Genomic DNA, 25,024 nt, shown 5'->3' on the forward strand with positions numbered 1-25,024 from the left:
GGGTGAGCAGACTACCGAGTGTTCCACCCGAGGGGAACGGCTCCGCACCGTCGGATGCACGCATCGCGGATCGGGCTGCCCGCCCGTACAAGAGGCCGCCGGCCGGCCGGTGCGACCGGCCGGCGGCGGTGGATCAGCTCGTGGCGAGCGCGGCGTCGGAGGAGAAGACCAGGCCGACGCTTGCGGAACCGGTCTTCAGCGCGTTCTTGGTCTGCGGGCCGCCCGCGTCCAGCGAGCTGAACGAGCCGGCCTTGAAGTCGTAGACCTCGACGAGCCCGGCCTGGCACTTCGGCCGCTGCGGGCACTCCGGCGGACCGGCGAGCACGGTAGCCTGACCGGAGCACTTCGCGGCCAGGTCGGAGAGCGAGGACACCCCGTACTTGTCGGCGAACGCCTTGGTCACCGCGAAGGCGTTCTGGTCCTGGGCCTGGGACGGCTGGCCGAACACCAGGCCGGCCTTGTCACCCTCGGTCTTGAGCGCCTCGACCGTCTTGTCCAGCTCCGGCGAGGAGACCGGCTGGGCGTCCTTGCCGTTGGCCTTGGTGTTGAGGAACTCGGCCATGGTGGCGGCGTATTCCGGGACGACCTGGATCTGGCCCTTTTCCAGAGCCGGCTCGTAGAGCTCCCGGTTGCCGATGGTCTGCACCTTGACCTGGTAACCGGCCGCGGTGAGCGCGATCTTGTAGAGCTCGGCGACGGTCTGGCTCTCGCTGAAGTTGCCGGCGCCGACCGTCACCTGGCCGCCCGGCCCCTTCTCGATCCCGTCGGTGACGCCGTTGGCGTCGGCGAACTCCTGCGCCGCCACCTGGGGGGTCTTCCGCTCCTCGTCGACGGCCCGGTTGAGCTGGATCAGCTTGGGGGTGTCGAGCTTCGCGGAGACCTTGTCCAGCGCGGCGACCAACTGCGGGGTGGCCGCCTTCGCGTTGATCGCGGGCAGGACGTTGTCGGTGTTCTGGAGCTTCTTGTCGTCGGTGAGGACGACCAGTTGGTCACCCGCCACCGGGGCGCAACCGGCCCCCGAGGCGCCCGCCTCGGGAGCGTCGGTGCCGGACGAGCCGGCGTCACCGCAACCCGTGAGAAGGCCCGCCGCGACGAGGGCGCCGAAGGCCCCCGCGGCCAGCCGTGAACGTGCGCGCATCAGGTGCCCGCCTTCCGTGTCCCGGCGCGACCCCTTCGGGCCGGCCGCGTGTCCGACGGGCGATCCGGATGCCGCCCGCGACTTCACCCAACATCCTCACCGACCCCACCGACAAATTCGGAGCGGTTTTCGTCATCCGATCGTCACCGGCCGGCCGCGTGGCTGTGACCGGGAACTCAGCAAACCCGCCGGACGGGTGCGTCAGCCGCCGGCCGTGGCCGCGGCGGCGCGGCGGTTCGCCCGCCGCCGGACCCGGCGCAGCGGACGCGGCGTGACCATCCGTTCCACCACCGCGAGCACGCCCTCGACAAGCATCGCCAGGCCGGCCACCAGGACACCCCCGGCGATGATCTGGCCCCCGCCCGCGGCGATGTCGAGACCGAACCCGGCCCGGATGATCTGGCCCAGGCCACCGCCGTTGACGAAGGACGCGAGTGCGGCGGTGGCCACCACCTGCACGGCCGCCGTCCGGAAACCGGCCGCCAGGTAGGGCACCGCGAGCGGCAACTCCACCCGGCGCAGCACCTGCAAACCGGACAGCCCCATCCCGCGCGCCGCATCCCGGGCCTCCGGATCGGCCTGCCGGACACCGGTGTACGCGTTCGCCAGCAGCGGTGGCACCGCGAAGACCGCGAGCGCCACCACCACCGACGGCCGACCGAACCCGAGGAAGGTAAGCGGCAGGATGGTCAGCAGGGCCAGGGTCGGGATCGCCAGGGTGACGTTCGAGACCAGCAGCACGAGGCCACCGCCCCGGCCGCTGTGCCCGAGCCAGAGGCCGATCGGCCAGGCCACCAGACAGCCGAGCAGCACCGCCAGGGCGGACATGCTCAGGTGTTCGCCGAGCCGGTCCAGCACGCCGCCCGGGTTGGTCCAGTTCAGCGGATCGTTCAGCCAGATCCACGCCGCCTGCACCGGGTTCACCGAGCCGACCTCTCGCGCAGCCACGGGGTGAGCAGCCGGCCCACCCCGGCCAGGACCAGGTCGAGGACCAGCGCCAGCAGTACGCAGAGCACCGTGCCGGTCATGATCTGCGCCTTGTAGAAGTTGTTCTGGAAGCCCGCGAAGATGAGCTGGCCGAGCCCGCCCCGGCCGACCACCACCCCCACCGTGACCAGGGCGACGGTCGAGACGGTCGCCAGGCGTACGCCGGTGAGGATGCCGGGCAGCGCCAGCGGCAGCTCGATCCGGAACAGTCGGCCCCACCGGCCGTACCCCATGCCCTCGGCGGCCTCCCGCACCTCCGGTGGCACCTGGTTCAGCCCGGCCAGCGCGTTGCGGACGATCACCAGCAACGCGTACAGCGCCACCACGGTCAACACGGTCACCGCGCCGATGCCGAGATAGGGCGCGAGGAAGGCGAACAGCGCCAGCGACGGGATCGTGTAGAGCACGCCGGTCAGCGCGAGGATCGACGCGGCCAGGGACCGGAACCAGTACGCTGCCACCGCGAGCGGCAGCGCCACCAGCGCGGCGATCACCACGGCCCGGGCGGTCAGCCAGGTGTGCTCGCGCAGCGCCGCGAGGATGGTGTCAGAGTTGTCCCGCACGTACTGCCAGGAGAACCACGGATTACCCGGGGCGGCCCGGTAGCTCAGGTGGAGGAACACACGTGGACGTTACCCCGGGGACCCCCGCCGGTCACGGCGCCGCCTCGATCACGCTGGAGCGCATCAGCAAGCGCTACCCGGACGGCACCGAGGCGGTTCGCGAGCTGAGCCTGGCGGTCGAGGCCGGCGAGCTGGTGGTGCTGATCGGGCCGTCCGGCTGCGGCAAGTCCACCGTGCTGCGGATGATCAACCGGCTGATCGAGCCGACCGACGGACGGATCCTGCTCGGCGACGACGACGTCACCCGGGTCGACCCGGTGACGCTGCGCCGCCGCATCGGATACGTGATCCAGAACGTCGGCCTCTTCCCGCACCAGACCGTGGCCGCCAACGTGGCCACCGTGCCGGGGCTGCTCGGGTGGTCGCGGGAGCGGACCCGGTCCCGGGTCGGTGAGCTGCTGGAGCTGGTCGGCCTCGACCCGGCGCAGTTCGGCAGGCGCTACCCGCACGAGCTCTCCGGCGGCCAGCGGCAGCGGGTGGGAGTGGCCCGGGCGCTCGCCGCCGATCCGGTGGTGCTGCTGATGGACGAGCCGTTCTCGGCCGTCGACCCGATCGTCCGGACCCGGTTGCAGGAGGAGTTCCTCCGGCTCCAGGCCGAGGTCCGCAAGACCATCGTGCTTGTCACCCACGACCTCGACGAGGCGGTGCGACTCGGCGACCGGATCGCGGTGCTGTCCGAGGGCGGTGTCCTGGAGCAGTACGACACCCCCGCCGCGCTGCTCGGCTCGCCCGCCTCGGCGTTCGTCCGCGAGTTCGTCGGCGCCGACCGGGGCATCCGGCGGCTGGCGGTCACCCCGGTGACCCGCGCGGTGCTCGACCCGCTCCCGGCCGGCGACGGGACCGGACTGCCCACCGTGGCGTTGGGCAGCTCGGCCTACGACGCGCTGGGCGCGCTGCTCACCTCCGGCGCGGACCACGCCGTGGTCACCGACGACGGCCACCCGCTCGGACTGCTCACCCGGGCCCGCGTGCTGACCATGGGCGCGGTGGACTGAACCCGGCCGGGGGTCAGGCCCGGCCCGCCTGGCCGGGCCGACGATCCGGTCCCGGTCAGGCCCGGCCGCCCAAGCTGGCCAGGCCGATGACCCAGCCGGCGAAGAAGCCGTACGCGACGCCGGTGCTCGCGGTCTGGAAGGCGGCGTAGAGCGTGCCGTGCGGGCCGAGGAGCGTGGCCACCAGCGCGCTGAGCCCGGCGGCCAGCGCGTACGCGCCCCAGCCGGAGAGGAACTGGCTGCCCGAGGCCGCCACCCGGTCCACCTGCGGGCCGGGCAGCAGATAGAGCAACGCCGCGGCCAGCACGAGCAGCAGGATCGCCCGCAGGTTGGTGGCGAGCACCCCCTCGTCCGACTGCCACCGCCAGGCCGGCCAGGCCAGCAGCCGCAGGAACCAGCCACCGGCGCCGGTCGGGTCGGTGTGGCCCTGCGCCCAGTCCACGTACATCGGGCTGCCGCCGACCGCCACGAGCAGGAACGCGGCGAGCGTGCCGGTCCCGGCGGCCGTGCCGTACCGGGGGATGGTGCGGGGACGGTTGGTGCGGGCCATGGCGCGATCGGTGCCCGGGTCGCCGCGCCGGGCAAACCTGCCCAGCCGCGTGCCGACCGGCGGCCGGCGGGTGGCCACCGGTCAGTGCTTCATCAGGTAGTCGATGAAGGCGGCGCGCAGCAGCGGCGCGGACTCCTCGTAGCCGTGCCCGGTCAACTCCCGCCACAGCGCGTTGGCCTCGTCGATGGTCGGCCCGACCGAGTTCGGCGCGCCGTCCAGGGCGGCGGCCTCGTCGGCGTTCGGCAGGTGCCGCAGCACCGACCAGAAGAACCCCACGTCGCGGCGCTCCCGGGCCAGGTGGAAGGCCTGCTCGCGCAGCTCCTCGGTGGGGAGCTTGTCGAGCTCGTCGAAGGTACGGCCGCCGGGGGCAGGAGTCTCCGTCATGCCGCCGAGCCTAACCGGCGAGATCACCTCCGGCGCGCCGGACGCGACGCCGCCGCGGACGCGCGTCAACGGTCGTCGCTGTCCCAGCGTCGGGGCTCGTTCCCCCAGCGTGGCGCCTCCCAGGCGTCGACCGGGGTGTCGGTGTTCCGCTCCGGCAGCACCGACGGCCAGGCGTCGGCCGGCCCGGGCGCCGGAGTCATCGCCCAGCCACCGCTGACCACGCCGTCGCCGACCGGCCGGAGCGGACCGGGCACGCCCACGCCGGGCGGGGCCGGGCGGGGCCGGCCGAACGTCTCCACCAGCCGCGTGACCAGCAGCCCGCCGCCGAGGACGGCGCCGCCCACCGCCCACCGGCTGATCGTCCAGTCGTGCACCACGGTCCAGGCCAGGAAGACCACCACCAGGCAGACCGCGAGCAGGGTGCCGAAGACGCCGCCGCGCCGGCCGTACGCGCTGGTGCCGCCGAGCATCACCGTGCCGACCGCCAGCACCGTCCAGTCCAGCCCGGTGCCCGGCTCCACCGGGCCGTTGCCGTTCGCGGCGATCAGTACCCCGCCGAGCATCGCCAGCACCGTGGAGCCGACGAGCGCCAGCGCGGTCACCGTGGCGGCCACCGCGCCGCGCCGCCGGGCCGGGTCGGCGACCGGACGGAACCGGCCGATCAGCCGCCGCACCGGTTTGATGGTGCCGAAGAGACCACCGAGGACGGCCACCGCGGCGAACCCGACGAAGAGGTAGAGCGCGGCGCGCCGGGGGTCGTACTCGCCCTGGACCGCGACCGGGGCGGTGCGCCGCTCCAGATAGACGATCACACCGGCGGCTCCGGCCAGGCTGGCCGCCCAGCCGGGCACGTGCAGCACCACCACGGCGAGGGCGAGCGCCAGCCCGCCGGCCGCCGCCACCGCGAGCGCCGGGAGCAGCGCATCCCGGGCACCCCGATCGCCCTGCTCGGCGAAGTGCAGCGCGGCGGCCAGCGCGACCGGGCCGATCGCCAGGTTCACCGCGGCGGCCCGTAGGGCCAGGCCGGCGGCCAGGGTGAGCAGGCCGAGCGCGGCCACGTCGACGAGCAACGACTTCAGCGCGCCGCCGCGCAGCGCGTCCGAGTCGGACCGCCAGAGCTGCCAGGTCATCGCCGCCAGTCCGGCCAGCAGCACGAACTCCCAGACCACGTGCACCGCGATCCGGTCCCGGCCGGGCTCGCCGTGGGACGGGTCGTCGAAGATGTTCTCCAGTACGGCGGCGGGCACGCCGGACGACGTCTCCGGTGGGGCCGTCCGGCCCGGCTCGTCGTACCCCATCAGCGCGCGCCTCCCAGGTGGCCGCGTCCGGCCCACTCCAGGGGCGGACCGGTGCGGCCGTCGCTCTCCGGTCGCCAGGGACGGTACCGGCGGGCGGAGAGCGGGGGAAGCCTCGGAATCAGCGACGCCCGCGCGGTGTCTCGCGGTCGCCCGGCTCCCGGTCCTCGTCGTCCTCCTGCTCGGGCACCCGGCACGCGCGCTCCAGCCAGAGCGCGGCGACGACGAGCGCCAGCGAGGCGACGAGCCCGGCCACCGCGGCCGGCCGGTCGCTCTCGGCGGCGTTGGTCCGCTCCACGAACAGCCAGCCGGCCAACCCGGCATAGAAGCCGGCGAAGATGGCGCCGGCCAGCGCGGACGCCTTGGCGAGCACCACGAACCGGGCGACCAGCAGCGGATTCACCGGCTCCCGGCCGGGCCGCCGCTCGATCCGGCTGCGGGTGTTGACCGCCGCGTAGCCCTCCAGCACGGCCAGCCCGGCCAGCGTGATCACCGGAAGCCAGGGCAGGTCGGGGGCGAAGTCGTAGTAGAAGCCGCTGATCAGCAGCCAGGCCACCGCGGCGGCGGCCAGGCCGGCCACCACAAGCGTGGAGACCCGGGTCGGACCCATCCGGAAGCGGTCGGGGTCCTGTGGGGTCCGGGCCGTACTCATGTGTCCGACTCTAGCGTCAGATCGGGCCGGGGGCTCAGTTCCAGGGCGTCGGCGGCCAGCGGCTCGGCGTTGAGCAGGTCGGTCAGCCAGCCGTGCCCGGGCAGCCGGCCGTGCGGCTCGATGTCGATCCACGGCCGCAGCACGAAGGCCCGCAGATGTGCCCGGGGGTGCGGCACGGTCAGCTCGGGGTCGTCGACGAGCACCGGCTGACCGGCCGAGTCCCAGACCGCGATCACGTCCACGTCGAGCGTGCGCGGGCCGTACCGCCGGGCCGGGTCGCGGGTCCGCCCGGCCGCCGCCTCGGCGGCCCGGGCCCGCGCCAGCCAGTCGCCCGGCGCCGCCGCCGGGTCCGCGACCATCACCACCGCGTTCAGGTACGCGGGCTGCTCCGCGTCGCCCCACGGTGGAGTCTCGTAGACGCCGGAGACCAGCAGCACGTCGTCGCCGAACGCGGCCACCGCGCCGCGCAGGTGGCCGAGGCGGTCGCCGAGGTTGCTGCCGATCGACAGCACGGCCCGGGTCACCGGGTACGCCGCAAGGTGACCGCCACGTCCCGGAAGGCGTGCGGGATGGGGGCCTCCGGCTTGTGCACGGTCACCGTGGCGGCGCCGACCCGCGGGTCGGCCAGGCAGATCGCGAGCAGCCGGTCGGCGAGTGTCTCGATCAGGTTCACCGGCTCGCCGGTGATCACCGCGGCCAGGCGCTCGGCCAGCTCGCCGTAGTGCACCGTGTCGGTCACCTCGTCGGAGCGGGCGGCCGGGCCCAGGTCGAGTTCGAGCACCGCGTCGACCACGAACTCCTGCCCCTGGGCGCGCTCGAAGTCGTAGACGCCGTGCCGGCCGTGCGCACGCAGGCCGGTCAGCTCGATCCGGTCGGTCACCGGGTCGCTCCGCTGCCGGCGCCGGCCCGCGTCGCGCTCGCCAGCCGCGGGCTGCCGGTGGCCCGCCAGACGGCGAGCGCGTCGGCGGTGCCGCGGACATCGTGCACGCGTACCCCCCAGGCCCCGGCGGCCACGGCCAGCACGCTTGTCGCGATGGTCGCGGCGTCCCGCCCGTCGGTGTGGCGGGGCACGCCCGCCGGGTCGGCGAGCAGCCGGCCCAGGTAGGACTTGCGGCTGGAACCGAACAGCAGCGGGAAGCCGAGATCGACCAACTCGGACAGGCGGGCGCTGAGCGCCCAGTTGTGCGCGGCGGTCTTGGCGAAGCCGAGCCCCGGGTCGACGACGATCCGGTCGGCGGCGACGCCGGCGGCGAGCGCCGCGTCGACCCGTCGACCCAGCTCGGCCCGGACGTCGGCCACCACGTCGGTGTAGGTGGCCAGGTCGCGCATGTCGCGGGAGTGGCCCCGCCAGTGCATCAGCACCCAGGGGCAGCCGGCGTCCCGGACCACCCGGGCCATGTCCGGGTCGGCGAGCCCGCCGGAGACGTCGTTCACCACGTCGGCGCCGGCGGCCAGCGCGGCCTCGGCGACCCGGGCCCGGGTGGTGTCGACGCTCACCGGGATGCCGGCGGCGCTCAGCTCCCGGACCACCGGGAGCACGCGGGCGGTCTCGGTCTCCGCGTCGACCCGGTCGGCGCCGGGCCGGGTGGACTCGCCGCCGACGTCGACCAGGTCCGCGCCGGCCGCGCGCAGTCGCACCCCGTGTGCGACGGCGGCGTCCAGACCGGCGTATCTGCCGCCGTCCGAGAACGAGTCGGGGGTGACGTTGAGAACGCCCATCACCACCGGGGCGTCCGCTCGTACCAGATCGGTCACGGACCCGACAGTACCGCTCGCCGGCGAGGGTTCCGGCCACCGGGCGCGCTGCGGATCCGGCACCCCTGACGTGCACATTGGAACAGGTGTACGATCGGTCGTCCGGGTTGATCGGGGTCCACTCTTCGCGGCTTGTCGCAAAGGTGGCCGGCCCGTACGCTTTGGAATTGCCCGGCATCGAGATGGCGAAGCCTGGAGGGAGGGCCGAAGCGGGAACAATCCTCCCAAAGCTCACCACCGTACGTGGTGGGTGACGGACCCAGCGTCGACGGCGCTGTTCCGGATGAGCACCATCCCGCCAGGTTTGCCTTGACTGCACCATCGCGGCACCGCCGGCCGCGACCCTTGGGGAGGTTTCCAGTGATCGCCATCGAGCTCATGGCAACGGCGTCGACCGCCGTCGACCACGCGCTCCACACCCTGGCGTCGACTCCACTCGCCGAGCCGGCCCCGAAGGGCATCGACACCGACAACGTCGTCACCTTCTTCGCCAGCAAGGTCGCACCGATCCTGCTCGCGGTCCTCGGAGTGATCTTCATCGGCCGGGCCAGCCGGGGCGAGATCTCCAAGGTGCTCACCAGCTCGGCCATCGCCATCATCGGGCTAGCCTTCATCGCCGGCGCGGCCACACTCTTCTTCGTCGGCGACTACCTGATCAACCTCATCTTCGAGTAGGGCGTTGGGCGACGATGCGGCTGCGCACCGACGACGACATCTACCGGGCTCGCCTGGTCTACCTGGGGCCGCCCGGCTACACCCTTCCCGTCCACCTGCCGTACGCCCAGTACGGCCTGTTCATGCTGCTCGTACCCCTCTACGTGTTCATCCACTGGTTGTTCACGCTCCAGGTGGAGCTCTTCCCCGCCTGGGAGATCTCGCTCGCGATCGTGACGACCTCGTTCATCTTCCGGTACGTCGACCCGGACCGGCCGGCGCGCATGGTCATCCGGACCGCGCTGACCGACTGGCGACGCACCCGGGAGCCGGCCGCCGAGCTGCGGGACCCGCGCCTCGTCGCGAGCCGGATCAGGATCCGGGAGGAACTGGCATGACAGGGCGTACGCCGATGGCGCAGACGAACGACGCGGGTGAGGCGGTCGCATGAGTCGCTCTTCCACGCCGGGTTCCCCGGCCGGGCGCCCGGCCGGGCCCTCTGGTAACCGTGCGCGATCGTTCGACTACCCGCCCGACGAGGAGCTGGACGAGGTGGTCCTCGACCCGGCGCTCGTCACCAGCCCCGGACACGGCCGGGTCGGCGTCTTCCAACCGCCGCGTCCACTCGCCCCACGCGGCGCCGAGCCGCGCGAGCCGGTGGGCCCCGACGGCGACATTGACTCGCCCTTCCTCGACCTGTTCGGCGGCGCGCAGCCCCGGGTCCGCCGCCCCGCCGCGCCGGCCGCCGGACCGCCCTCACCGGCGCCGGCGATCGAGCCCGTGGTGGCGCCGCCCCGCCGTGGTGTCGGCCGCGACGCGCTGCCCATCCCGCACCAGCCCGCTGTGCCGGTCGAACCGGCACCGCACCAGCCCGGCCCGCCGGCCCGGGAACACGCCCCCGGCGTACGCGCGGTGGGGCGACCCCGCCCGGAGCCAACGCTCGCCCCGCCCGTCGAACCACCCGCGCTCGCCGCGCCCGTCGAGCCGCCCGCGCTCGACCCGCCACCGGCGACCCGCAACCGGGTGCCGACGCAGGCGGGTGACCGGCTTCCCGCCCTCCGGCCCACCGCCGAGCCGGAGCCGGCCCCCGAGCCCGTCGTCGCGCCGGTGGCGCCCGCCGACGTGCGCGGCCCGGCCCACCGCGCCGATCGGCGGGAGCCGGAACCTGACCCGCTGGACGCCCATCCGGTGCCGGCCGCGCCGTCCCGTGATCTCGGCCGGCCGGCGCACCGGGAGGTGACCCCGCCCCGGCAGCGCTCCGCCGAACGCCGGAACAAGCCGGCCAAGCCGGTCCGGGTCCGCGCCCCGAAGATCAAATTCGGCGACCGGGACCCCTCGGTCGAGCTGGCCATCACCGAGATCGCCGGCCACCTCACCTTCACTCCCAACACGGTCACCGCCTGGTACTGGCTGCCCGAGGTGCGCTGGGCGTTCCGCCCGGACGCCGAACGCGAGGCGCTGCTCTCGGCGATCTCCGAGCAGTACGCCGGCCTCGCCGGATTCCGGCTGCACCTGCGCCGCACCACCCGCCCCTTCCCGGCCGACGAGTGGGCCCGCACGATCGACGCGCACACCGCCACGCCGCTGCCCGACGTGCCCGGCACCACCGGCTGGGCCGACCACCTGGTCGCCGCCCAGCGGCATCTGATGTCGGTCAACCACGCCGAGGGGCAGACCTACCTCGGCGTCACCTTCGCCCGCCGGTCGCTCGGCGACTCGCTCACCGAACGCCTGCTGCGCACGTTCGGCCGGGGCACCGCCGACGGCGAGCGACGCCGCCTGGGCCGCACCGTCGAACAGTTCGACGAGGTGCTCGGCGCGTTCGGCATGCGGGGCCGCCGGGTCAGCGCGCCCGAGCTGGAGTGGCTGCTCTACCGCTCGGTGGCGCTCTGCATGGCGCCGCCCGGCGTCCTCTCCCCCATCACCAACGGCCGATGGGAACGCGGCGACCTGCTGGCCCTCACCGAGCAGGTGGAACGCTACCGCACCCCCTACGGCTCCACGGTGAAGCTGGTCAACCGGATGACCGGCGAGGAACGGCACGTGGCGGTGCTCGCGGTCGGCCGGATGGAGCCGCTGGAGATTCCCGAACGGCACGAGCCCTGGCTGCACTTCCACGAACGCCTGCCGTGGCCGATGGAGCTGTCCACCCGCGTCGACATCCTCGGCCCCAACGACTCCTTCCGGAACCTCGAACACCGACTCCGGATGATCCGCTCCCAACAGCTCGACTACGCCGAGCACGGCATCGACGCGCCGCCCGAGCTGGAACGCCTGGCCAAGCGGGCGCTGGTGATCGGCGACGAGATGACCACCGGGCTGCCTGTCGACTCGGCCCGCGCGCACGGCTGGCACCGGATCGCCGTCGGTGGTCGCACCCGCGAGGAGTGCCTGGAACGGGCCCGCCGACTCATCCAGCTCTACTCCCGCGAGCTGCGGATCTCGCTCCAGCACCCGAAGAACCAGGACTGGCTGGCCCGCGAGTTCATCCCCGGCGAGCCGATCGCCAACACCGGATACGTCCGCCGGATGCCCGTCAACCTGCTCGCCGCCGCGCTGCCGCAGGCCGCGTCCACCGTCGGCGACCGACGCGGCGACCTGATCGGCCGGACCGCCGGCACCTGCCGCCGGCCGGTCTTCCTCGACCTGCACTTCCCGATGGAGGTACGCGAGCGCTCCGGCCTCGCCGTCTTCGTCGCCGAGCCGGGCGGCGGCAAGTCCACCCTGCTCGGCGCGCTCGGCTACCTGGCCGCCCGGCGCGGCGCGCAGGTGACGCTGCTCGACCCGTCCGGTCCGCTGGCCCGGCTCTGCGCCATGCCCGAGCTGGCGCCCTACTCGCGGGTGCTCAACCTGACCGGGTCCGAGCAGGGCACCCTGGCGCCGTACGCGCTGATCCCCACGCCACTGCGCAGCGAGTTCACCACCGGGGCCGCCGGCGACCGGGAGTTCGAGATCGCCGTCTCCAACGCCCGGGCCGAACGCCGGATGCTGGTGCAGGACATCTGCATGATGCTGGTGCCGCCGCAGGTGGCCCGGGAGGCGTCCACCGCCACGCTGTTCCGGCACGCCGTACGCCAGGTGCCGGCCGAGGAGACGTCCACCCTGGACGACGTGGTCGCCTGCCTCCAGGGGCTCGACGACGACGCCGGCCGTGAGCTGGCGAACCTGCTTCTCGACACCGCCGAGATGCCGCTGGCCATGCTCTTCTTCGGCCGCCCGCCGGAAGGGCTGCTCGGCGCCGACGCCGCGCTCACCGTGATCACCATGGCCGGCCTCCGGCTGCCCGACCTCAAGATCGAACGAGAATACTGGTCGGCCGAGGAGGCCCTGGCCCTGCCGATGCTGCACACCGCGCACCGGCTCGCGGTCCGCCGCTGCTACGGCGGCTCGATGTCGTCCCGCAAGCTCGTCGGCCTGGACGAGGCGCACTTCATGGAGGGGTGGCGCTCCGGACGGTCGTTCCTGGTCCGGCTCGCCCGCGACTCCCGCAAGTGGAACCTGGCCGCGCTCGTCGCCTCGCAGAACCCGAAGGACATCCTCGGCCTCGACGTGCAGAACCTCGTCTCCACCGTCTTCGTCGGCCGCATCGCCGAGGACAGCGAGATCGCCTCCGAGGCGCTGCGGCTGCTGCGGGTGCCGGTCGACGACGGCTACGAGGCCACCCTCGCCTCGCTGTCCCAGGCTGACAGCGGATCGGCCAACCGGCTCGGCTTCCGCGAGTTCGTCATGCGCGACGTCGACGGGCGCGTGCAGAAGGTCCGGGTCGACGTGTCGTACGTCGACGGGCTGCTGAACCACCTGGACACCACCCCCGCCGCGGTCGCCCAGGCCGCCGGGCAACTCCCGACCGTGCTGGCTGACCTGGAGGCGTGACATGGCGAGGGCCCGGGCACGGATCGCGGCGCTCCTCATCGTTCTCGGCGTACTCGCCGGGGCCACGATCTCCTGGCCGCTGGTCGGGGCCACACCCGCGTACGCCGCCGGCCCGACCGCACAGGCGCGCGCCGAGCTGTGCAGCACCAAGGAGTGGCAGACCGACTTCCGCGCCTGCGTCGGGAAGCTCAAGGCGGTGAGCGAGGACCAGGTCGAGTGCCGCAACGCGCCGGTGCCGAGCGCGCCGGACTCCGGCCTGGCCGGCTGGTTCGCGTCCCGGCCCGACTCGGCCAAGGAGCCCGGCCCGAAGGGCCTCTACAGCGACTACGGGTACGCCGGCTACAGCTACACCACGTACGACGTGGACGGCGGCTGCGCCTCCTCCGTACTCCACCCGGACTACCGCTTCACCACCATGGTGGCGAACGGCGAGTTCATGTTCGCCAACGCGGTCATCGGCGCGTCGAACGCGTTGCGGGAGCGCGCGTGGGACCCGCGGACCATGTGGCGCTGGGCCGACCCGCTCGTGGAACAGGCCACCAAGGCCGTCTACCAGAAGGTGTTCAGCGTCTTCGGCATCATCACCATCTGCGTGGTGGGCCTCTACCTGCTCTGGCGGTCCCGCCAGTCGGACATGAGCAACGCGATGACCACCGCCGGCTGGGCGATCCTGGTGATGGTGGCGGTGACCGCGCTCGCCGCCTGGCCGGTGAAGTCCGCGAACATCGCCGACAACACGCTGATCACCACACTCGGCGTGGTGCACGACGCGGTCGGCCCTTCAGCCAAGGACACTCCCCCTGGCCAGTGCGACGATCCCAACCCCGAAGCATGCAAGGACCATCGCCCGCCCGCCGTACGGGCCAGCGACACCGCCACCGAGACCATGCTCTACCGCAACTGGCTGCGTGGCATCCTCGGCTCGGCGGACAGCGAGACCGCCAAGAAGTACGGCCTGGCGCTCTACGACGCCAAGTCGCTGACCTGGGAGGAGTCGGAAAAACTCCGGCAGAACCCGGCGACTCGCGAGGCCACCATCAAGGCCAAGCAGCAGCAGTGGGCCCGGGTCGCCGAGCAGATCAAGTCGGAGGACCCGGAGGCGTACGAATACCTCCAGGGCACCAAGGACATGGACCGGATCGGCGCCGGCTTCATCGCGGTCCTCGCCTCGCTGCTGTTCGCCATGTTCGACCTGACCGCGTCGGTGCTGGTGCTGCTCGGCTTCCTGATCTTCCGGTGGGCGGTGATCGCCGCGCCGATCCTCGGCACGGTCGGCCTGATGCGCCCGGCCAGCGCCGGGCTCCGCCGGCTGGCGAACGCCGTGGTCGCCGCCGTGTTCAACATCGCCATCTTCGGCACCGGGGCGGCCGTCTACCTCTTCGCGGTCGACCTGATCATGAACACGGCCACGCTGCCCGGCTGGCTCCAGGTGGTCCTGGTCTGGCTCTGCGGGGTGGTGGGCTGGCTGCTGCTGCGACCGTACCGGCGGATCACCCAGCTCGGCGGCAAGGACAGCAGCGAGGCGGTCAGTTCGGCCGGTTCGTGGCACCGCCGGTTCTTCCGGGACATGCGGATCGCCGCCCGGTTGGACGTGGCCGAGCCCGGTGGCACCAACGAGCCGGCGCTCGGCCGGCGTCGCGGCGTCGTGGCCGACCAGCGCAGCCTCCGGCCGGAGGCCCGGCACGAGGATCCGGCACACACCGTCACCACGGTGGACCGGGAACGGCCGGACGGGCGGGAACGGCCGGACGAGGCGCCCCCGACCGAGCGTCCGGGCGGGCGTCCCACCACCGCACCCCGGCCACGCCGCGCGCCGTCGACCTGGACCGAGCCGGACGTGCCCGAGGAGGCGCCCTCCTACGCCGTCTACCGGCCGGACTCGGCGGACCGCGGCGGCGCGCCGGCCCGGCCGGCGCCGCGGATCCGCACCGAGGCCAGGTGAGACCGGTGCGGCGGGCGTTGGAATTCCTCTTCACCCGGGTCCTCCGGTCCCGGCTCGGCGTGGCGCTGGTGATCGCCGTCCTGATCTTCGGGGTGATCGGCGCGGCCCGGCTGGTCTCCGGGCCGGCCGACGCGGGCAGCGGGGTGGCCGTCCGCCCCACCCAGCCGATCAGCACGGCGGACCCGGAAGCAGGTGAGGACGGGGTGCTGTCCAGCCCGCCCGCCGCGGTCGCGCCGAGGACGCGCCCGGGTGAGGCCACGCCCGAGCAGGTCGCGGCGCGGTTCGCCATCGCGTGGCTGACCGGCCCGGGCAGCACCGGGGACGCCTGGCAGGCCCGGCTGCGTCCGCTCTCCTCCCCCGCGCTCGAGGAGAAGATGACAGGCGCCGACCCGGAGACCGTGCCGGCGCGGCGGACCACCGGCCCGCCGACGCTGCGACCACGCACCGAGTCCTTCGTCGAGGCGTCGATCCCGCTTGACCACGGCACGCTCCGGCTCGACCTGATCGCGGCGGACGGCCCGTGGCTGGTGGACGCGGTCGATTGGGAGCGTCCGTGAGCGCCGGGCCGGCCGGGGTCCGGCGCAAGCTGCGGGTCGGCGTGCTGGCCACCGCGGTCACCGCCGTCCTCACCCTGCTCTGCTGCGTCGGCGGCGCGGGCGCGTTCTTCCTCACCGAACTGGGCGGCGACCGGGAGGACCCGAAGCTGGCCAGCCTCTCCTGCGACCCCGACTACCAGGTGAACCTGACCGGCGACATGCCACGTTTCGCCGAGTACGGCGAGAGTCAACTGCGTAACGCCGCCGTCATCATCAAGGTCGGCCAGGACATGAAACTGCCCGCCCGCGGCTGGGTGATCGCGCTGGCCACCGCGATGCAGGAGTCGGCGCTGCGCAACCTCGCCAACCGCAAGGTGTCGGCGTCGCTGGCCCTGCCGCACGAGGGGGTCGGCGCCGACCACGACTCGCTGGGCCTGTTCCAACAGCGACCCGGCTGGGGCAGCGTCGAGGAGCGGATGACGCCCTCGTACGCGGCCCGAAAGTTCTACCAGAAGATGGCGAAGGTGCCGAATTGGGAACAACGGCCGCTGACCGCGGTGGCGCAGCGGGTCCAGGTCAGCGCGTTCCCCGACGCCTACGCCAAGCACGAGGCGCTGGCCGGGCGGATCGTCGACGCGCTCGCCGGCGGGGCGGCCCGGACCGTGGAGATCGCCGGTAGGGCCGTCTGCGACGCCGCCGCCGGGGCCCGGATCGCCGCCTCCGGCTGGACCGCGCCGCTACCCGGCGGCGTGGTCTCCGGCTTTCGGACCGAGGCCCGCCCGAGCCACGACGGCGTGGACCTGGTTGCGGGCAAGCGGACCGAGATCCACGCCGCCTCGGCGGGCCGGGTGCTTGTCGCCCGCTGCGACCCCGACCACTCCGGCCGGCGGGACTGTGACCGGGACGGCTGGCCGAACAAGGGCGGCTGCGGGTGGTTCGTGGACATCCTGCACGCCGAGGGGTTCATCACCCGCTACTGCCACATGATCGAACGCCCGCGGGTACGCCCGGGCCAGGAGGTCGCGGCGGGCGAGGTGATCGGACTCTCGGGCACCAGCGGCAACTCCTCCGGCCCGCACCTGCACTTCGAGGTGCACCACGACAGCGACCGGTCCAGCGGCGGCGCCGAGAACCCGGTGCCGTTCATGCGCGAACGGGGCGCGCCCCTGGGCGAGAGCAAGTGAGGTCCCGCCCGTGAGCAACCCGCTGCCGGATCCCTTCGCGGACCGCCCCGACTGGGCCCCGCTGCCGCCCCGCCCGATCGACGTCATACCCGCCACCGGCGGTGCCGAGCTACGCGGTCGCCGTGTGCTTGTCGGCCTCCCCGGCCTCGGCTGGCGTGGTGACCTGCGGGCCGACGAGCGGGTGGTGCAGGGCAGCCGCACCTACGTGCCGGTCATCCCGGAGCACGAGTGGTACCGGGCCGAGTCGGAGCAGGTGGAGGTGTTCGCCCCGCTGGTGCCGGTGGAACGGGTCTGGGTGGAGACGATCGGCGAACGGCGACCGGCACCGGCGTCGAGCGGATCGGGCATCCGGCTGGTCTCGCTCGACGCGCCGGCGCGCCGGCCGCCCACTCCGGTCTTCGAGGCCGACGCCGTGACCGGGCGGCGGGTGGTGCACGTGGACGGCGGCGCGGAGCGACGCGACCTACGCGCGGTCACCGAGACCTACTCCGGCGCGGACGGCGACATCTGCGTCCGGGTCACGCCCGAGGTGGAGTGGTACCGCTGGGCCTGGCGCGGCCAGGCACCGACCACCCTGGAGGTGCCCGTGCATCTGCTCTGGCTGGAGTAATAGCCACTAACCGATCTTGTTACCACCGCAGACTCGCCAGCCGTCCCGCTCCACCACGCGAAACCGCCAGTCCTCGCGTCGGCTACTTCGGGTCTGTCCATCAGCTGAACTCGAAATCGTCAACGTCGTGCTCACCAGCTCACCGTCGTCGTTCTTGGCACGAGCCAGAGGGCCCCAGCTGACTCGAACCACGACATCAAAGTTGGCTTCGCGCTGCTCAATCTCTGCGCGAAGGCGGCGAGGCGCCTCAAGATCAGCAGCAGAACTGCAGGCGAATTCTTTCGCCTTGGTGTCGTTGCGGTCCACCAGGAAAGCCCGGAGATAGTTGTCCACCACCACGTCCGGGGCGCTGCGGTCCGGGGCGGTCGCCCGGTCGTAGAGCACGAAACCGACAAGCGCTCCGCCCGCGCAGAGCAACGCCAACACCCCCGCGATGATGGTGAGCGCCGTGCGCAACGGGCGCTTCGGCCGCACCGGAACCGGAGCGGGCGCGGGGGGCGCCAACTGCTCCGGCGGGGTCCGCTGCGCCGGTACGCGGGAGACCTGGGAACCGGCGGGGGGCTGCACTGATTCCACCTCCTGAGGCTATCGGCTGCGCGCCGAGTACCCAATGCCTCAGAACTGGCGGATCGTGGCGAACCGCCGGGCGGACGCCGTCCGGTGATCGGGTGAGGCTGGTCACCGGCGTGCGGCCCACCGCGCCGACCGACATCCCGGTGGAGGGCTCCCGGCTGGGTTACCGTCACAGCTCGGGGGGAAGATGTCGGCCTCGGGAAGAGAGGTGGACGCGGTGGCGACTCCGAAGGCGCGTGCCGGTCGGGCCGCCGCGTTGCATCGCCGGGCCGAGGCCGCGGCGACCGCGGCGGCGGGCATCCTCGACGAGATCCGACCCGCGCCCGCCGACCACCACCGTCAGTACGAGCTGGCCGAACGCCTGCGGTCGGCGGCCGAGCGGGTGGCGCCCGGGTGGGCCGGCGCGCCGTTGGAAGCGCTGGCGCCGACGACGCCGCCCGGCGACGGTCCACCCCCGGGCGTGCGGGTCGGCGTCGCCGCGCCGCTCGACGACGTCCGCTTTCCCGCGCTGGTGCCCCTGCTGGGCAGCGGCCATCTGAGCGTCGACGCGGACGCGACGGATCCCCGGGTGGCCGGGCTGCTGCGGGCGCTGCTGCTGCGCCTCTTCGCGGCTACGCCGGCGGGCGAGTTGCTGGCCCGGGCGGTCGACGGCGGGCCGGGCGACACGTTCGGCGGGTACGCGCCGCTCGCCGACGCCGGCCTGCTGCCGCCGCCCGCCACGGACCTGGCCGGGTTGCGGGCGGTGCTGGCCGAGGCGGAGCAGTGGGTGGCCGCCGGGAGCGCCCGGCAACGCGGCCACGACCGTACGCTGCTGCTGGTGGTCGCCGCGTTGCCCGACGGCGCGGCCCGGGCCGACCTGGACCTGCTCGCCGACCTGGCGGAGCGGGGGCCGCGGGCCGGGCTGCACCTGGTGGCCGCCGGCTGGCCGGCCGGCAGTCCGCTGCCCCGGGCCACCCCGCTCACGGTGCGCACCGCGTACGCGCTTGTCGGCGACCCGCCGCGGGTCGGGTTCAGCAGCCCGGGCGCCGGTTCGCCGGGCGGGTTGAACTCGCCGGTGTTCCTGGATGACGATCCGCCGCCGGAGCTGGTCGCCGAGGTGTGCCGGCGGCTGGCCCGCCAGATCGAGGACGGTTCCCGGCTGACCCTGCCCGACCTGTTGCCGGCGGACGGGTTGTGGACTGTCGACTCGGTCGACGGGCTGAGCACCACGGTCGGCGACGCGGCCGGGCGGCCGGTGAGTCTCGGCTTCACCGAGTTGACCCCGCACTGGCTGGTGAGTGGCAGGTCGCAGGCCGGCCGGTCGGCGTTCCTCACCGATGCGTTGTTCGGCCTGGCCGCCCGGTACGGCCCGGACGAGCTGGCGCTCTACCTGGCCGACCTGGGTGACGGCGAGTCCTTCGTGGAGTTCCTCCAGACCGAGCGGGACCGGTCCTGGGTGCCGCAGGTCCGCGCCGCCGGGATGGCCGCCGACCGGGAGTACGTCGCCGACCTGTTCGGCGAGTTGGAGGCGGAGTTGCGCCGCCGGGAGGAGGCGTCCCGGCGGGCCGGCGGGCAGCGCTTCACCGAGTTGCGCGAGCACTGCTCGCTGCCCCGGATCGTCTGTGTGGTCGACAACTTCCCGCTTGCGCTGCGGGATCGGGACCGGCTCGCCACCGAACTGCGGGACCGGCTGGACGCGTTGGCCCGCGCCGCCCGCTCGTACGGGATCCATCTGGTTCTGGCCGGCGAGGGTGACCTGGGCATCGGCGGCCCGCGGGATCCGCTGCTCGGGCAGTTCCCGGTGCGGGTGGCGCTGCCCGGCGGCTCGGCGGTGCTGGAGCCGGCCAACGACTCGGCGGCCGGCCTGCCGGTGGGCAGCGCGGTGGTGAACACGGCCGGCGGGTTGGGCGGCCCGCGGGGCGCGACCCGCGGCCACGAGCGGATGATCCGTTTCCCGGATCCGTACGGCGATCCGGAGGTTCTCACTGATCTGCGGCGGCGGCTGTGGTCGGCCCGGCCGGAGGACGCCGTCGCGCCTGTGGTGTTCGCCGGCTACGCCCGCCCGCTGCTGGCAAACGATCCGCGGCACCGGGCGGCGCTTGCCGGCCGGGTGCACGCGCCGGCGGCGTTGCTGGGTCGGGCGGTGGACGTCCGGCGCAGCACGGTGGCGGTGCCGTTGGGTCCGGCCGCCGGGCGCAACCTGGCCGTGTTGGGCCGGGACGAGGAGGCCGAGCGGCTGCTTGTCACCGCGGTCCGTAGCGCGGCGGCGGCGCACCCGGACGCCGGGCGGTTCGTGCTGGCGCCGTTGGCGAACGGGTCGGCCGAGCCGGCCGGCGTGCTCGCCGCCGAGCTGGCCGGGCGGCATCGGGTGGAGACGGTCGACGCCGCCGGGCTGCGGGCGGCCATCGAGTCGGCCGCGCCGGGTTACCTGGTGGTGTTCGGCCTGGACGTGCCGGACGCCGCCGAGTTGCCGCCGGAGTTGCTGCGGGCGCTGCTGTTGGAGGGGCCGCCGTCCGGTCGGCACCTGCTCGGCTGGTGGCGCACGCCGGGCCCGTTGGCCGGGCTGCTCGGTCCGGCGGGTGCGGTGGACAAGCTCACCGCCGTGGCGGTCACGGACGTGCCGGGTGGTCGGCTGGAGCGGCTCTTCGACCGGCCGGTGTGGTGGGAGCCCCGCCCCGGCCGCGCGGTGCTCTGGGACGGTCCGGCGGAGCAGGGCACGGTCTTCGTGCCCTTCGGCGCGGAGGGCGGCGCCTGATGAGCGAGACGGGGACGGCGGTGCCCGGGCCGCGGGTGGGTGATCCGACGGTGACGGTCGACCCGGCCGAGTCGGCGTGGGCGGAGTACGTCGCGGCCGCGCGGCAGCTCGACGGGGTACGCCGGGCGGCGGCGACCGCCGCCGGGGAGCAGGCCCGGTCGGTGGCCGCTGCCCGCGAGGAGCTGACGACGGTACGCGAGCGGCTGGCGTCACAGCAGTCCCGGTTGCGTGAGCTGGGCGTACCGCCGATCTCGCTGGTCCCGACGCCGCCGGAGGTGACCGAGGCGGCCCGGTCGATGGCGGGTGGGCCGTCGGCGGTGCTGGCGGCGCTGCGCTCGGCCGGCGGCTGGGCGGACGCGGCGGACGACGCCTTGGCCGCGCGTGGTCTGCCCCGGTTGACCCGGTGGCCGGCCCGCCCGCGCAATCTGCTGGTGTACGGGCCGGTGGCGCTCGTGGTGCCGTTGCTCCAGCTCGTCCTCTACGCGGTCGCCGGTCCCGGGCCGGTGGTCGTGGTGGCGCTGCTGGTGGGGCTGCCGCTGCCGGCGGTCGCGTTCATGGTGGGCTGGCTGGCGGTGGGGCGGTTCTTCCGCCCTCGCCCGACGGACCGGGTGGATCGGACGCCTCGGTTCGGCGCCTTGGTGTGCCTGGTCCCGGCGGTGCTGGCCGCGGCCGGCCTGCTGCTGGCCATGCTGCCCGGCTGACCGTCGCGGGACGGCGACCGCCGCGCCTCCCGGTGGGGAGTGCGCGGCCGTCGGGGAGCCGGGTCAGCGGTGCATGATCAGCGCCATCGCCTCGGCCCGTGACTTGGCGTCGTTCTGGAGGCCGCCGCGGACCGCAGAGGTGATGGTCTTGGCACCGGATTTCTGGATGCCCCGCATGGCCATGCACATGTGCTCGCATTCGAGCACCACGATGACGCCGCGCGGGTTGAGGCTGGACATCAGCAGGTCGGCGATCTGGGAGGTGAGCCGTTCCTGCACCTGCGGCCGGCGGGCGTACACCTCGACCAGCCGGGCCAGCTTGGACAGGCCGGTGATCCGGCCGTCCGGCCCGGGGATGTAGCCGATGTGCGCGCTGCCGCGGAACGGCAGCAGGTGGTGCTCGCAGAGGCTCATCACGTCGATGTCCCGGACGAGCACGAGTTCCTCGTGGTTGGCCTCGAAGGTGGTGCGGAGCACCTGCGCCGGGTCGACCCGCAGGCCGGCGAAGAGTTCGGCGTAGGCGCGGGCGACGCGCGCCGGCGTCTCCCGGAGGCCGTCGCGGTCCGGGTCCTCGCCGACCGCGATGAGGATCTCCCGGACCGCCTTCTCGATCCGGTTGAGGTCGACGCTGTCCTCCACCGGGCCGCCGGTCAGCCGGCCACTGATCAGGCGCGCGGCGACGTGGTCGAGCGCGTCGTCCTCGTCGGGCTCGGTAGCGGAAACGGCCGGCTCCCGGTCAGGGGAGCCGGCCGTCGGGTCGGTGCTCAGTGCGTACCGTCCGAGTTGTTGCTGGCGCCGCCGACCGAGATGCCGTCGGCCGTGGCCCGCGCCTTCTCGGCCGGGGTGAGCACCGGCGGCTCGGTGGAGGGCTGGCGCTTGCCGAAGCCGTGGTAGGGGGCCATCGGCGGGCGCTTGACCACCCGGGCGCAGATCCGGGCCATGTCGGCGGTGGAGAGGGTTTCCTTCTCCATCAGCTCCAGGACCATGTTGTCCAGGACGTCCCGGTATTCCACCAGGATCTCCCAGGCCTCGTCGTGGGCCAGCTCGATCAGCGCGCGCATCTCGCCGTCGATCTCGGCGGCCACCGAGTCGGAGTAGTCCCGCTCGTGGCCCATGTTGCGGCCGAGGAACGGCTCGTCACCGCTGGTGCCGTACTTGATCGCACCGAGCTTGGAGCTCATGCCGTACTGCGTGATCATCGCGCGGGCCAGTTGGGTGGCCTTCTCGATGTCGTTGCCGGCGCCGGTGGTCGGCTCGTGGAACACCAGTTCCTCGGCTGCCCGGCCACCAAGCGCGTACGCCAGGGTGTCGATCATCTCGGCCCGGGTCTGGGTGTACTTGTCCTCGGTCGGGAGGACAAGCGTGTGCCCCAGCGACCGGCCCCGGGACAGGATGGTCACCTTGTGCACCGGCGCGGCGTGCGGCAACGCCCAGGCCACGAGCGCGTGCCCACCCTCGTGGTACGCGGTGATCTTCTTTTCCTGGTCGCTCATCACCCGGGTCCGGCGCTGCGGCCCGGCGATCACCCGGTCGATCGACTCCTCGAGCGAGTCGTTGCTGATCGCCCGCTGCTCCTTCCGCGCGGTGAGCAGCGCGGACTCGTTGATCACGTTGGCCAGGTCGGCGCCGCTGAAGCCCGGGGTGCGCCGGGCGACCGCGTCGAGGTCGACGTCGGGCGTGAACGGCTTGCCCTTGGCGTGCACCCGGAGGATGGCCTTGCGGCCCTCCATGTCGGGGGCGTCCACCGGGATCTGCCGGTCGAACCGGCCCGGGCGCAGCAGCGCCGGGTCGAGGATGTCCGGCCGGTTGGTGGCGGCGATCAGGATGACGCCGCCCTTGGTGTCGAAGCCGTCCATCTCGACCAGGAGCTGGTTGAGGGTCTGCTCCCGCTCGTCGTGACCGCCGCCCATGCCGGCGCCGCGGTGCCGGCCGACGGCGTCGATCTCGTCGACGAAGACGATCGCCGGCGCGTTCGACTTGGCCTGCTCGAACAGGTCACGGACCCGGCTGGCGCCGACACCGACGAACATCTCGACGAAGTCGGAGCCGGAGATGGAGTAGAACGGCACGCCCGCCTCGCCGGCGACGGCGCGGGCCAGCAGCGTCTTACCGGTACCGGGCGGGCCGAAGAGCAGCACGCCCTTCGGGATCTTGGCGCCCAGGGCCTGGTATTTCGCCGGGTTCTGCAGGAAGTCCTTGATCTCGTGCAGTTCCTCGACGGCCTCCTCCGCACCGGCCACGTCCGCGAAGGTGGTCTTCGGCGTGTCCTTGGTGATCATCTTCGCCTTGGACTTGCCGAAGTTGAGCACCCGCGAGCCGCCGCCCTGCATCTGCGACATGAAGAACAGCAGCAGGAGCACGAGCAGCGCGATGGGGAGGAGATTGACGAGCAGGCTGACCCAGATGCTGTCCGACGACACCTTGGTGTCGACCGAACCGGTGATCCGGTCCGCCGCCTCGGCCTCGCGGACCTGGTTCCAGACCTGGCCGCCGACCTCGTACGGGAACTGCGCCTCGATCTTGTCGGTGGTGGTGTCGCCGAACTTGGCCTTGTCCTTCAGGTCGAGTTGGAGCGTCTGCTCCTTGTCCTGGAAGACGACCTTGTCGATGCCACCGGAGTTGAGCTGGTTGAGCGCCACGGATGTGTCCACCCGGTGGTAGCTGGGACCAGCGGTGAACAGTTGACTGAGCACAACGGCGCCGAGGATGACCAGGATGATCCAGACCACCGGTCGGCGGAAGAAACGCGTACGTTCCATGCTGTCGTCGGGCACCGAGGCGCCCGCATCCTCCTGATCGACGTCCTGACCGTCTGAATGGTGTCGCCGCCTCGGCGGCGGCCGGGGCCGCCGTGCGGGCCGGCCCGACCCCCGGGGCACGCGAACTGCCGCACCACGGTCATTCGACGGTACACCGTGCGCGCGAGGAGTGAGCTTGCGAGCCCCGCAGTCGCGCACAATTCGAGCCCCGTGCGCGCGAGGAGTGAGCTTGCGAGCCCCGCAGTCGCGCACATTCAGGTGCAGTGCGTGCCGGATGTGAGCTTGCGAGCCCGGCACAACTACGCGTACGGCGAACCAGGGTCTGAGCCGGCGTGGCCGGGAGCTCCCCACCCGATCCGCACCTGCCGCACGGTCACGCGGCCTGAGGGGTCGGGCGTGGAGGGTGCCTCCACGTCACCGTCCCTACCGTAGACCGGAAGGCTGAGAGTCCGCTGAATGTCCGCTGACGAGCGGCCCGGCGGCGCTCAGGCCCGCGCGTACACCTCGGGCTTGAGCACCCCGACGTACGGCAGCTCGCGGTAGCGCTCGCCGAAGTCGAGGCCGTAGCCGACGACGAACTCGGTCGGGATGTCGAAGCCGACGTACTTCACCGGCACCTGCACCTTGACCGCGTCCGGCTTGCGGAACAGGGCGACCACCTCGACGCTGGCCGCGGAGCGCGACTCCAGGTAGCGCAGCAGCCAGGAGAGGGTCAGGCCGGAGTCGACGATGTCCTCGACCACCACCACGTGCCGGCCGGCGATGTCCCGGTCCAGGTCCTTGAGGATGCGGACCACCCCGGACGAGGTGGTGCCCTGGCCGTACGACGACACGGCCATGAACTCCAGCTCCGCGGACGGGCCCTGGCGGCCCAGCGCGCGGGCGAAGTCGGCCATGAACATGACCGCGCCCTTGAGCACGCAGACGAGCAGGAGACCGTCGTCGACGTGGGCGTAGTCCGCCGAGACCTGCTTGGCCAGCTCCGCCGTCTTCTCGCGGATCTGCGCCTCGGAGATGATCACGTGGTCGATGTCGGCGTCGTACCAGGAGCCGTCAGCCATGCTCCTAGCCTGCCGTACGCC

At 73.3% G+C, this 25,024-nt stretch carries 24 protein-coding genes; 10 read left to right on the forward strand and 14 right to left on the reverse strand.

All coding sequences use genetic code 11. The annotated features are described in order from the left end of the window. Positions 1 to 133: 133 nt before the first annotated feature. The 3 genes from O7613_RS23505 to O7613_RS23515 form a co-directional block, all read right to left on the reverse strand. Positions 134 to 1,138 carry a glycine betaine ABC transporter substrate-binding protein gene (locus tag O7613_RS23505; RefSeq protein WP_281586294.1) on the reverse strand — a complete coding sequence of 335 codons (1,005 nt, stop codon included), beginning with the start codon at positions 1,136 to 1,138 and terminating at the stop codon, positions 134 to 136. Between the two features lie 201 nt (positions 1,139 to 1,339). Further along, positions 1,340 to 2,062, reverse strand: a complete 723-nt coding sequence (locus tag O7613_RS23510) for an ABC transporter permease subunit (protein ID WP_281590037.1) — start codon at positions 2,060 to 2,062, stop codon at positions 1,340 to 1,342. After that, complete coding sequence (locus O7613_RS23515) at positions 2,059 to 2,748, reverse strand: ABC transporter permease (protein WP_281586293.1); 690 nt, start codon at positions 2,746 to 2,748, stop codon at positions 2,059 to 2,061. The genes O7613_RS23510 and O7613_RS23515 overlap by 4 nt, the downstream gene beginning before the upstream one ends. 2 nt (positions 2,749 to 2,750) lie before the next feature. Here O7613_RS23515 and O7613_RS23520 point away from each other — a divergent pair, with 2 nt between their 5' ends. After that, entirely contained in the window at positions 2,751 to 3,743 is a 993-nt protein-coding gene (locus O7613_RS23520) for an ATP-binding cassette domain-containing protein (protein ID WP_282290030.1), read from the forward strand. 55 nt (positions 3,744 to 3,798) lie between these two features. Here the strand turns inward: O7613_RS23520 and O7613_RS23525 are convergent, their stop codons facing one another. From O7613_RS23525 to folP, 7 genes are all read right to left on the reverse strand, one after another. Continuing rightward, positions 3,799 to 4,290: a hypothetical protein gene (locus O7613_RS23525; protein ID WP_281586291.1), complete on the reverse strand. Its 492-nt coding sequence runs from the start codon at positions 4,288 to 4,290 to the stop codon at positions 3,799 to 3,801. 81 nt (positions 4,291 to 4,371) lie between these two features. Further along, positions 4,372 to 4,674 carry a hypothetical protein gene (locus tag O7613_RS23530; RefSeq protein WP_281586290.1) on the reverse strand — a complete coding sequence of 101 codons (303 nt, stop codon included), beginning with the start codon at positions 4,672 to 4,674 and terminating at the stop codon, positions 4,372 to 4,374. A gap of 65 nt (positions 4,675 to 4,739) precedes the next feature. Beyond that, on the reverse strand, positions 4,740 to 5,972 hold the full coding sequence (locus O7613_RS23535) for an ABC transporter permease (RefSeq protein WP_281586289.1): 1,233 nt from the start codon (positions 5,970 to 5,972) through the stop codon (positions 4,740 to 4,742). Between the two features lie 118 nt (positions 5,973 to 6,090). Next, on the reverse strand, positions 6,091 to 6,579 hold the full coding sequence (locus O7613_RS23540; RefSeq protein ID WP_281590035.1) for a DUF3180 domain-containing protein: 489 nt from the start codon (positions 6,577 to 6,579) through the stop codon (positions 6,091 to 6,093). A gap of 38 nt (positions 6,580 to 6,617) precedes the next feature. Further along, a complete protein-coding gene (folK, locus tag O7613_RS23545) occupies positions 6,618 to 7,145 on the reverse strand; it encodes a 2-amino-4-hydroxy-6-hydroxymethyldihydropteridine diphosphokinase (RefSeq protein ID WP_282290033.1) in 528 nt (175 codons plus the stop codon). Then, complete coding sequence (gene folB / locus O7613_RS23550) at positions 7,142 to 7,501, reverse strand: dihydroneopterin aldolase (RefSeq protein WP_281586287.1); 360 nt, start codon at positions 7,499 to 7,501, stop codon at positions 7,142 to 7,144. The genes folK and folB overlap by 4 nt, the downstream gene beginning before the upstream one ends. After that, entirely contained in the window at positions 7,498 to 8,376 is an 879-nt protein-coding gene (gene folP, locus O7613_RS23555) for a dihydropteroate synthase (protein ID WP_281586286.1), read from the reverse strand. The genes folB and folP overlap by 4 nt, the downstream gene beginning before the upstream one ends. Positions 8,377 to 8,736: 360 nt before the next feature. On the opposite strand from folP, the gene O7613_RS23560 reads away from it, so the two are divergent. From O7613_RS23560 to O7613_RS23590, 7 genes are read left to right on the forward strand one after another with little or no spacing between them, the layout of a single operon-like run. Continuing rightward, a complete protein-coding gene (locus O7613_RS23560) occupies positions 8,737 to 9,051 on the forward strand; it encodes a hypothetical protein (RefSeq protein WP_091070155.1) in 315 nt (104 codons plus the stop codon). 14 nt (positions 9,052 to 9,065) lie between these two features. Continuing rightward, positions 9,066 to 9,428 carry a hypothetical protein gene (locus O7613_RS23565; RefSeq protein WP_089157613.1) on the forward strand — a complete coding sequence of 121 codons (363 nt, stop codon included), beginning with the start codon at positions 9,066 to 9,068 and terminating at the stop codon, positions 9,426 to 9,428. Positions 9,429 to 9,477: 49 nt separating this feature from the next. Continuing rightward, entirely contained in the window at positions 9,478 to 12,903 is a 3,426-nt protein-coding gene (locus tag O7613_RS23570) for an ATP-binding protein (RefSeq protein ID WP_282290034.1), read from the forward strand. A gap of 1 nt (position 12,904) precedes the next feature. After that, positions 12,905 to 14,845, forward strand: a complete 1,941-nt coding sequence (locus O7613_RS23575; protein WP_282290036.1) for an MFS transporter — start codon at positions 12,905 to 12,907, stop codon at positions 14,843 to 14,845. After that, positions 14,842 to 15,402, forward strand: a complete 561-nt coding sequence (locus O7613_RS23580; RefSeq protein WP_282290038.1) for a hypothetical protein — start codon at positions 14,842 to 14,844, stop codon at positions 15,400 to 15,402. The genes O7613_RS23575 and O7613_RS23580 overlap by 4 nt, the downstream gene beginning before the upstream one ends. Continuing rightward, positions 15,399 to 16,565: a M23 family metallopeptidase gene (locus O7613_RS23585; protein ID WP_282290040.1), complete on the forward strand. Its 1,167-nt coding sequence runs from the start codon at positions 15,399 to 15,401 to the stop codon at positions 16,563 to 16,565. The genes O7613_RS23580 and O7613_RS23585 overlap by 4 nt, the downstream gene beginning before the upstream one ends. 10 nt (positions 16,566 to 16,575) lie before the next feature. Further along, positions 16,576 to 17,175 (forward strand): hypothetical protein, encoded by a 600-nt coding sequence (locus tag O7613_RS23590; protein WP_282290042.1) that lies wholly within the window; start codon positions 16,576 to 16,578, stop codon positions 17,173 to 17,175. A 6-nt stretch (positions 17,176 to 17,181) separates the two neighbouring features. Here O7613_RS23590 and O7613_RS23595 read toward each other — a convergent pair whose 3' ends face one another. Beyond that, complete coding sequence (locus O7613_RS23595) at positions 17,182 to 17,742, reverse strand: hypothetical protein (protein ID WP_282294600.1); 561 nt, start codon at positions 17,740 to 17,742, stop codon at positions 17,182 to 17,184. Between the two features lie 214 nt (positions 17,743 to 17,956). Here O7613_RS23595 and O7613_RS23600 point away from each other — a divergent pair, with 214 nt between their 5' ends. After that, complete coding sequence (locus tag O7613_RS23600; protein ID WP_282290045.1) at positions 17,957 to 20,482, forward strand: FtsK/SpoIIIE domain-containing protein; 2,526 nt, start codon at positions 17,957 to 17,959, stop codon at positions 20,480 to 20,482. Beyond that, positions 20,482 to 21,183: a hypothetical protein gene (locus O7613_RS23605; RefSeq protein WP_281586279.1), complete on the forward strand. Its 702-nt coding sequence runs from the start codon at positions 20,482 to 20,484 to the stop codon at positions 21,181 to 21,183. Before O7613_RS23600 ends, O7613_RS23605 begins: the two co-directional genes overlap by 1 nt. Before the next feature lie 63 nt (positions 21,184 to 21,246). Here the strand turns inward: O7613_RS23605 and folE are convergent, their stop codons facing one another. From folE to hpt, 3 genes are all read right to left on the reverse strand, one after another. Further along, on the reverse strand, positions 21,247 to 21,951 hold the full coding sequence (gene folE / locus O7613_RS23610; RefSeq protein WP_281590032.1) for a GTP cyclohydrolase I FolE: 705 nt from the start codon (positions 21,949 to 21,951) through the stop codon (positions 21,247 to 21,249). Continuing rightward, entirely contained in the window at positions 21,948 to 23,942 is a 1,995-nt protein-coding gene (gene ftsH, locus O7613_RS23615) for an ATP-dependent zinc metalloprotease FtsH (RefSeq protein ID WP_281586278.1), read from the reverse strand. The genes folE and ftsH overlap by 4 nt, the downstream gene beginning before the upstream one ends. Positions 23,943 to 24,427: 485 nt before the next feature. Then, complete coding sequence (gene hpt, locus O7613_RS23620) at positions 24,428 to 25,003, reverse strand: hypoxanthine phosphoribosyltransferase (protein ID WP_282290049.1); 576 nt, start codon at positions 25,001 to 25,003, stop codon at positions 24,428 to 24,430. Positions 25,004 to 25,024 lie beyond the last annotated feature (21 nt).

Origin of the sequence: Micromonospora sp. WMMD975, assembly GCF_029581215.1 — a bacterium.
In the GTDB taxonomy this organism is placed as follows: Bacteria; Actinomycetota; Actinomycetes; order Mycobacteriales; family Micromonosporaceae; genus Micromonospora.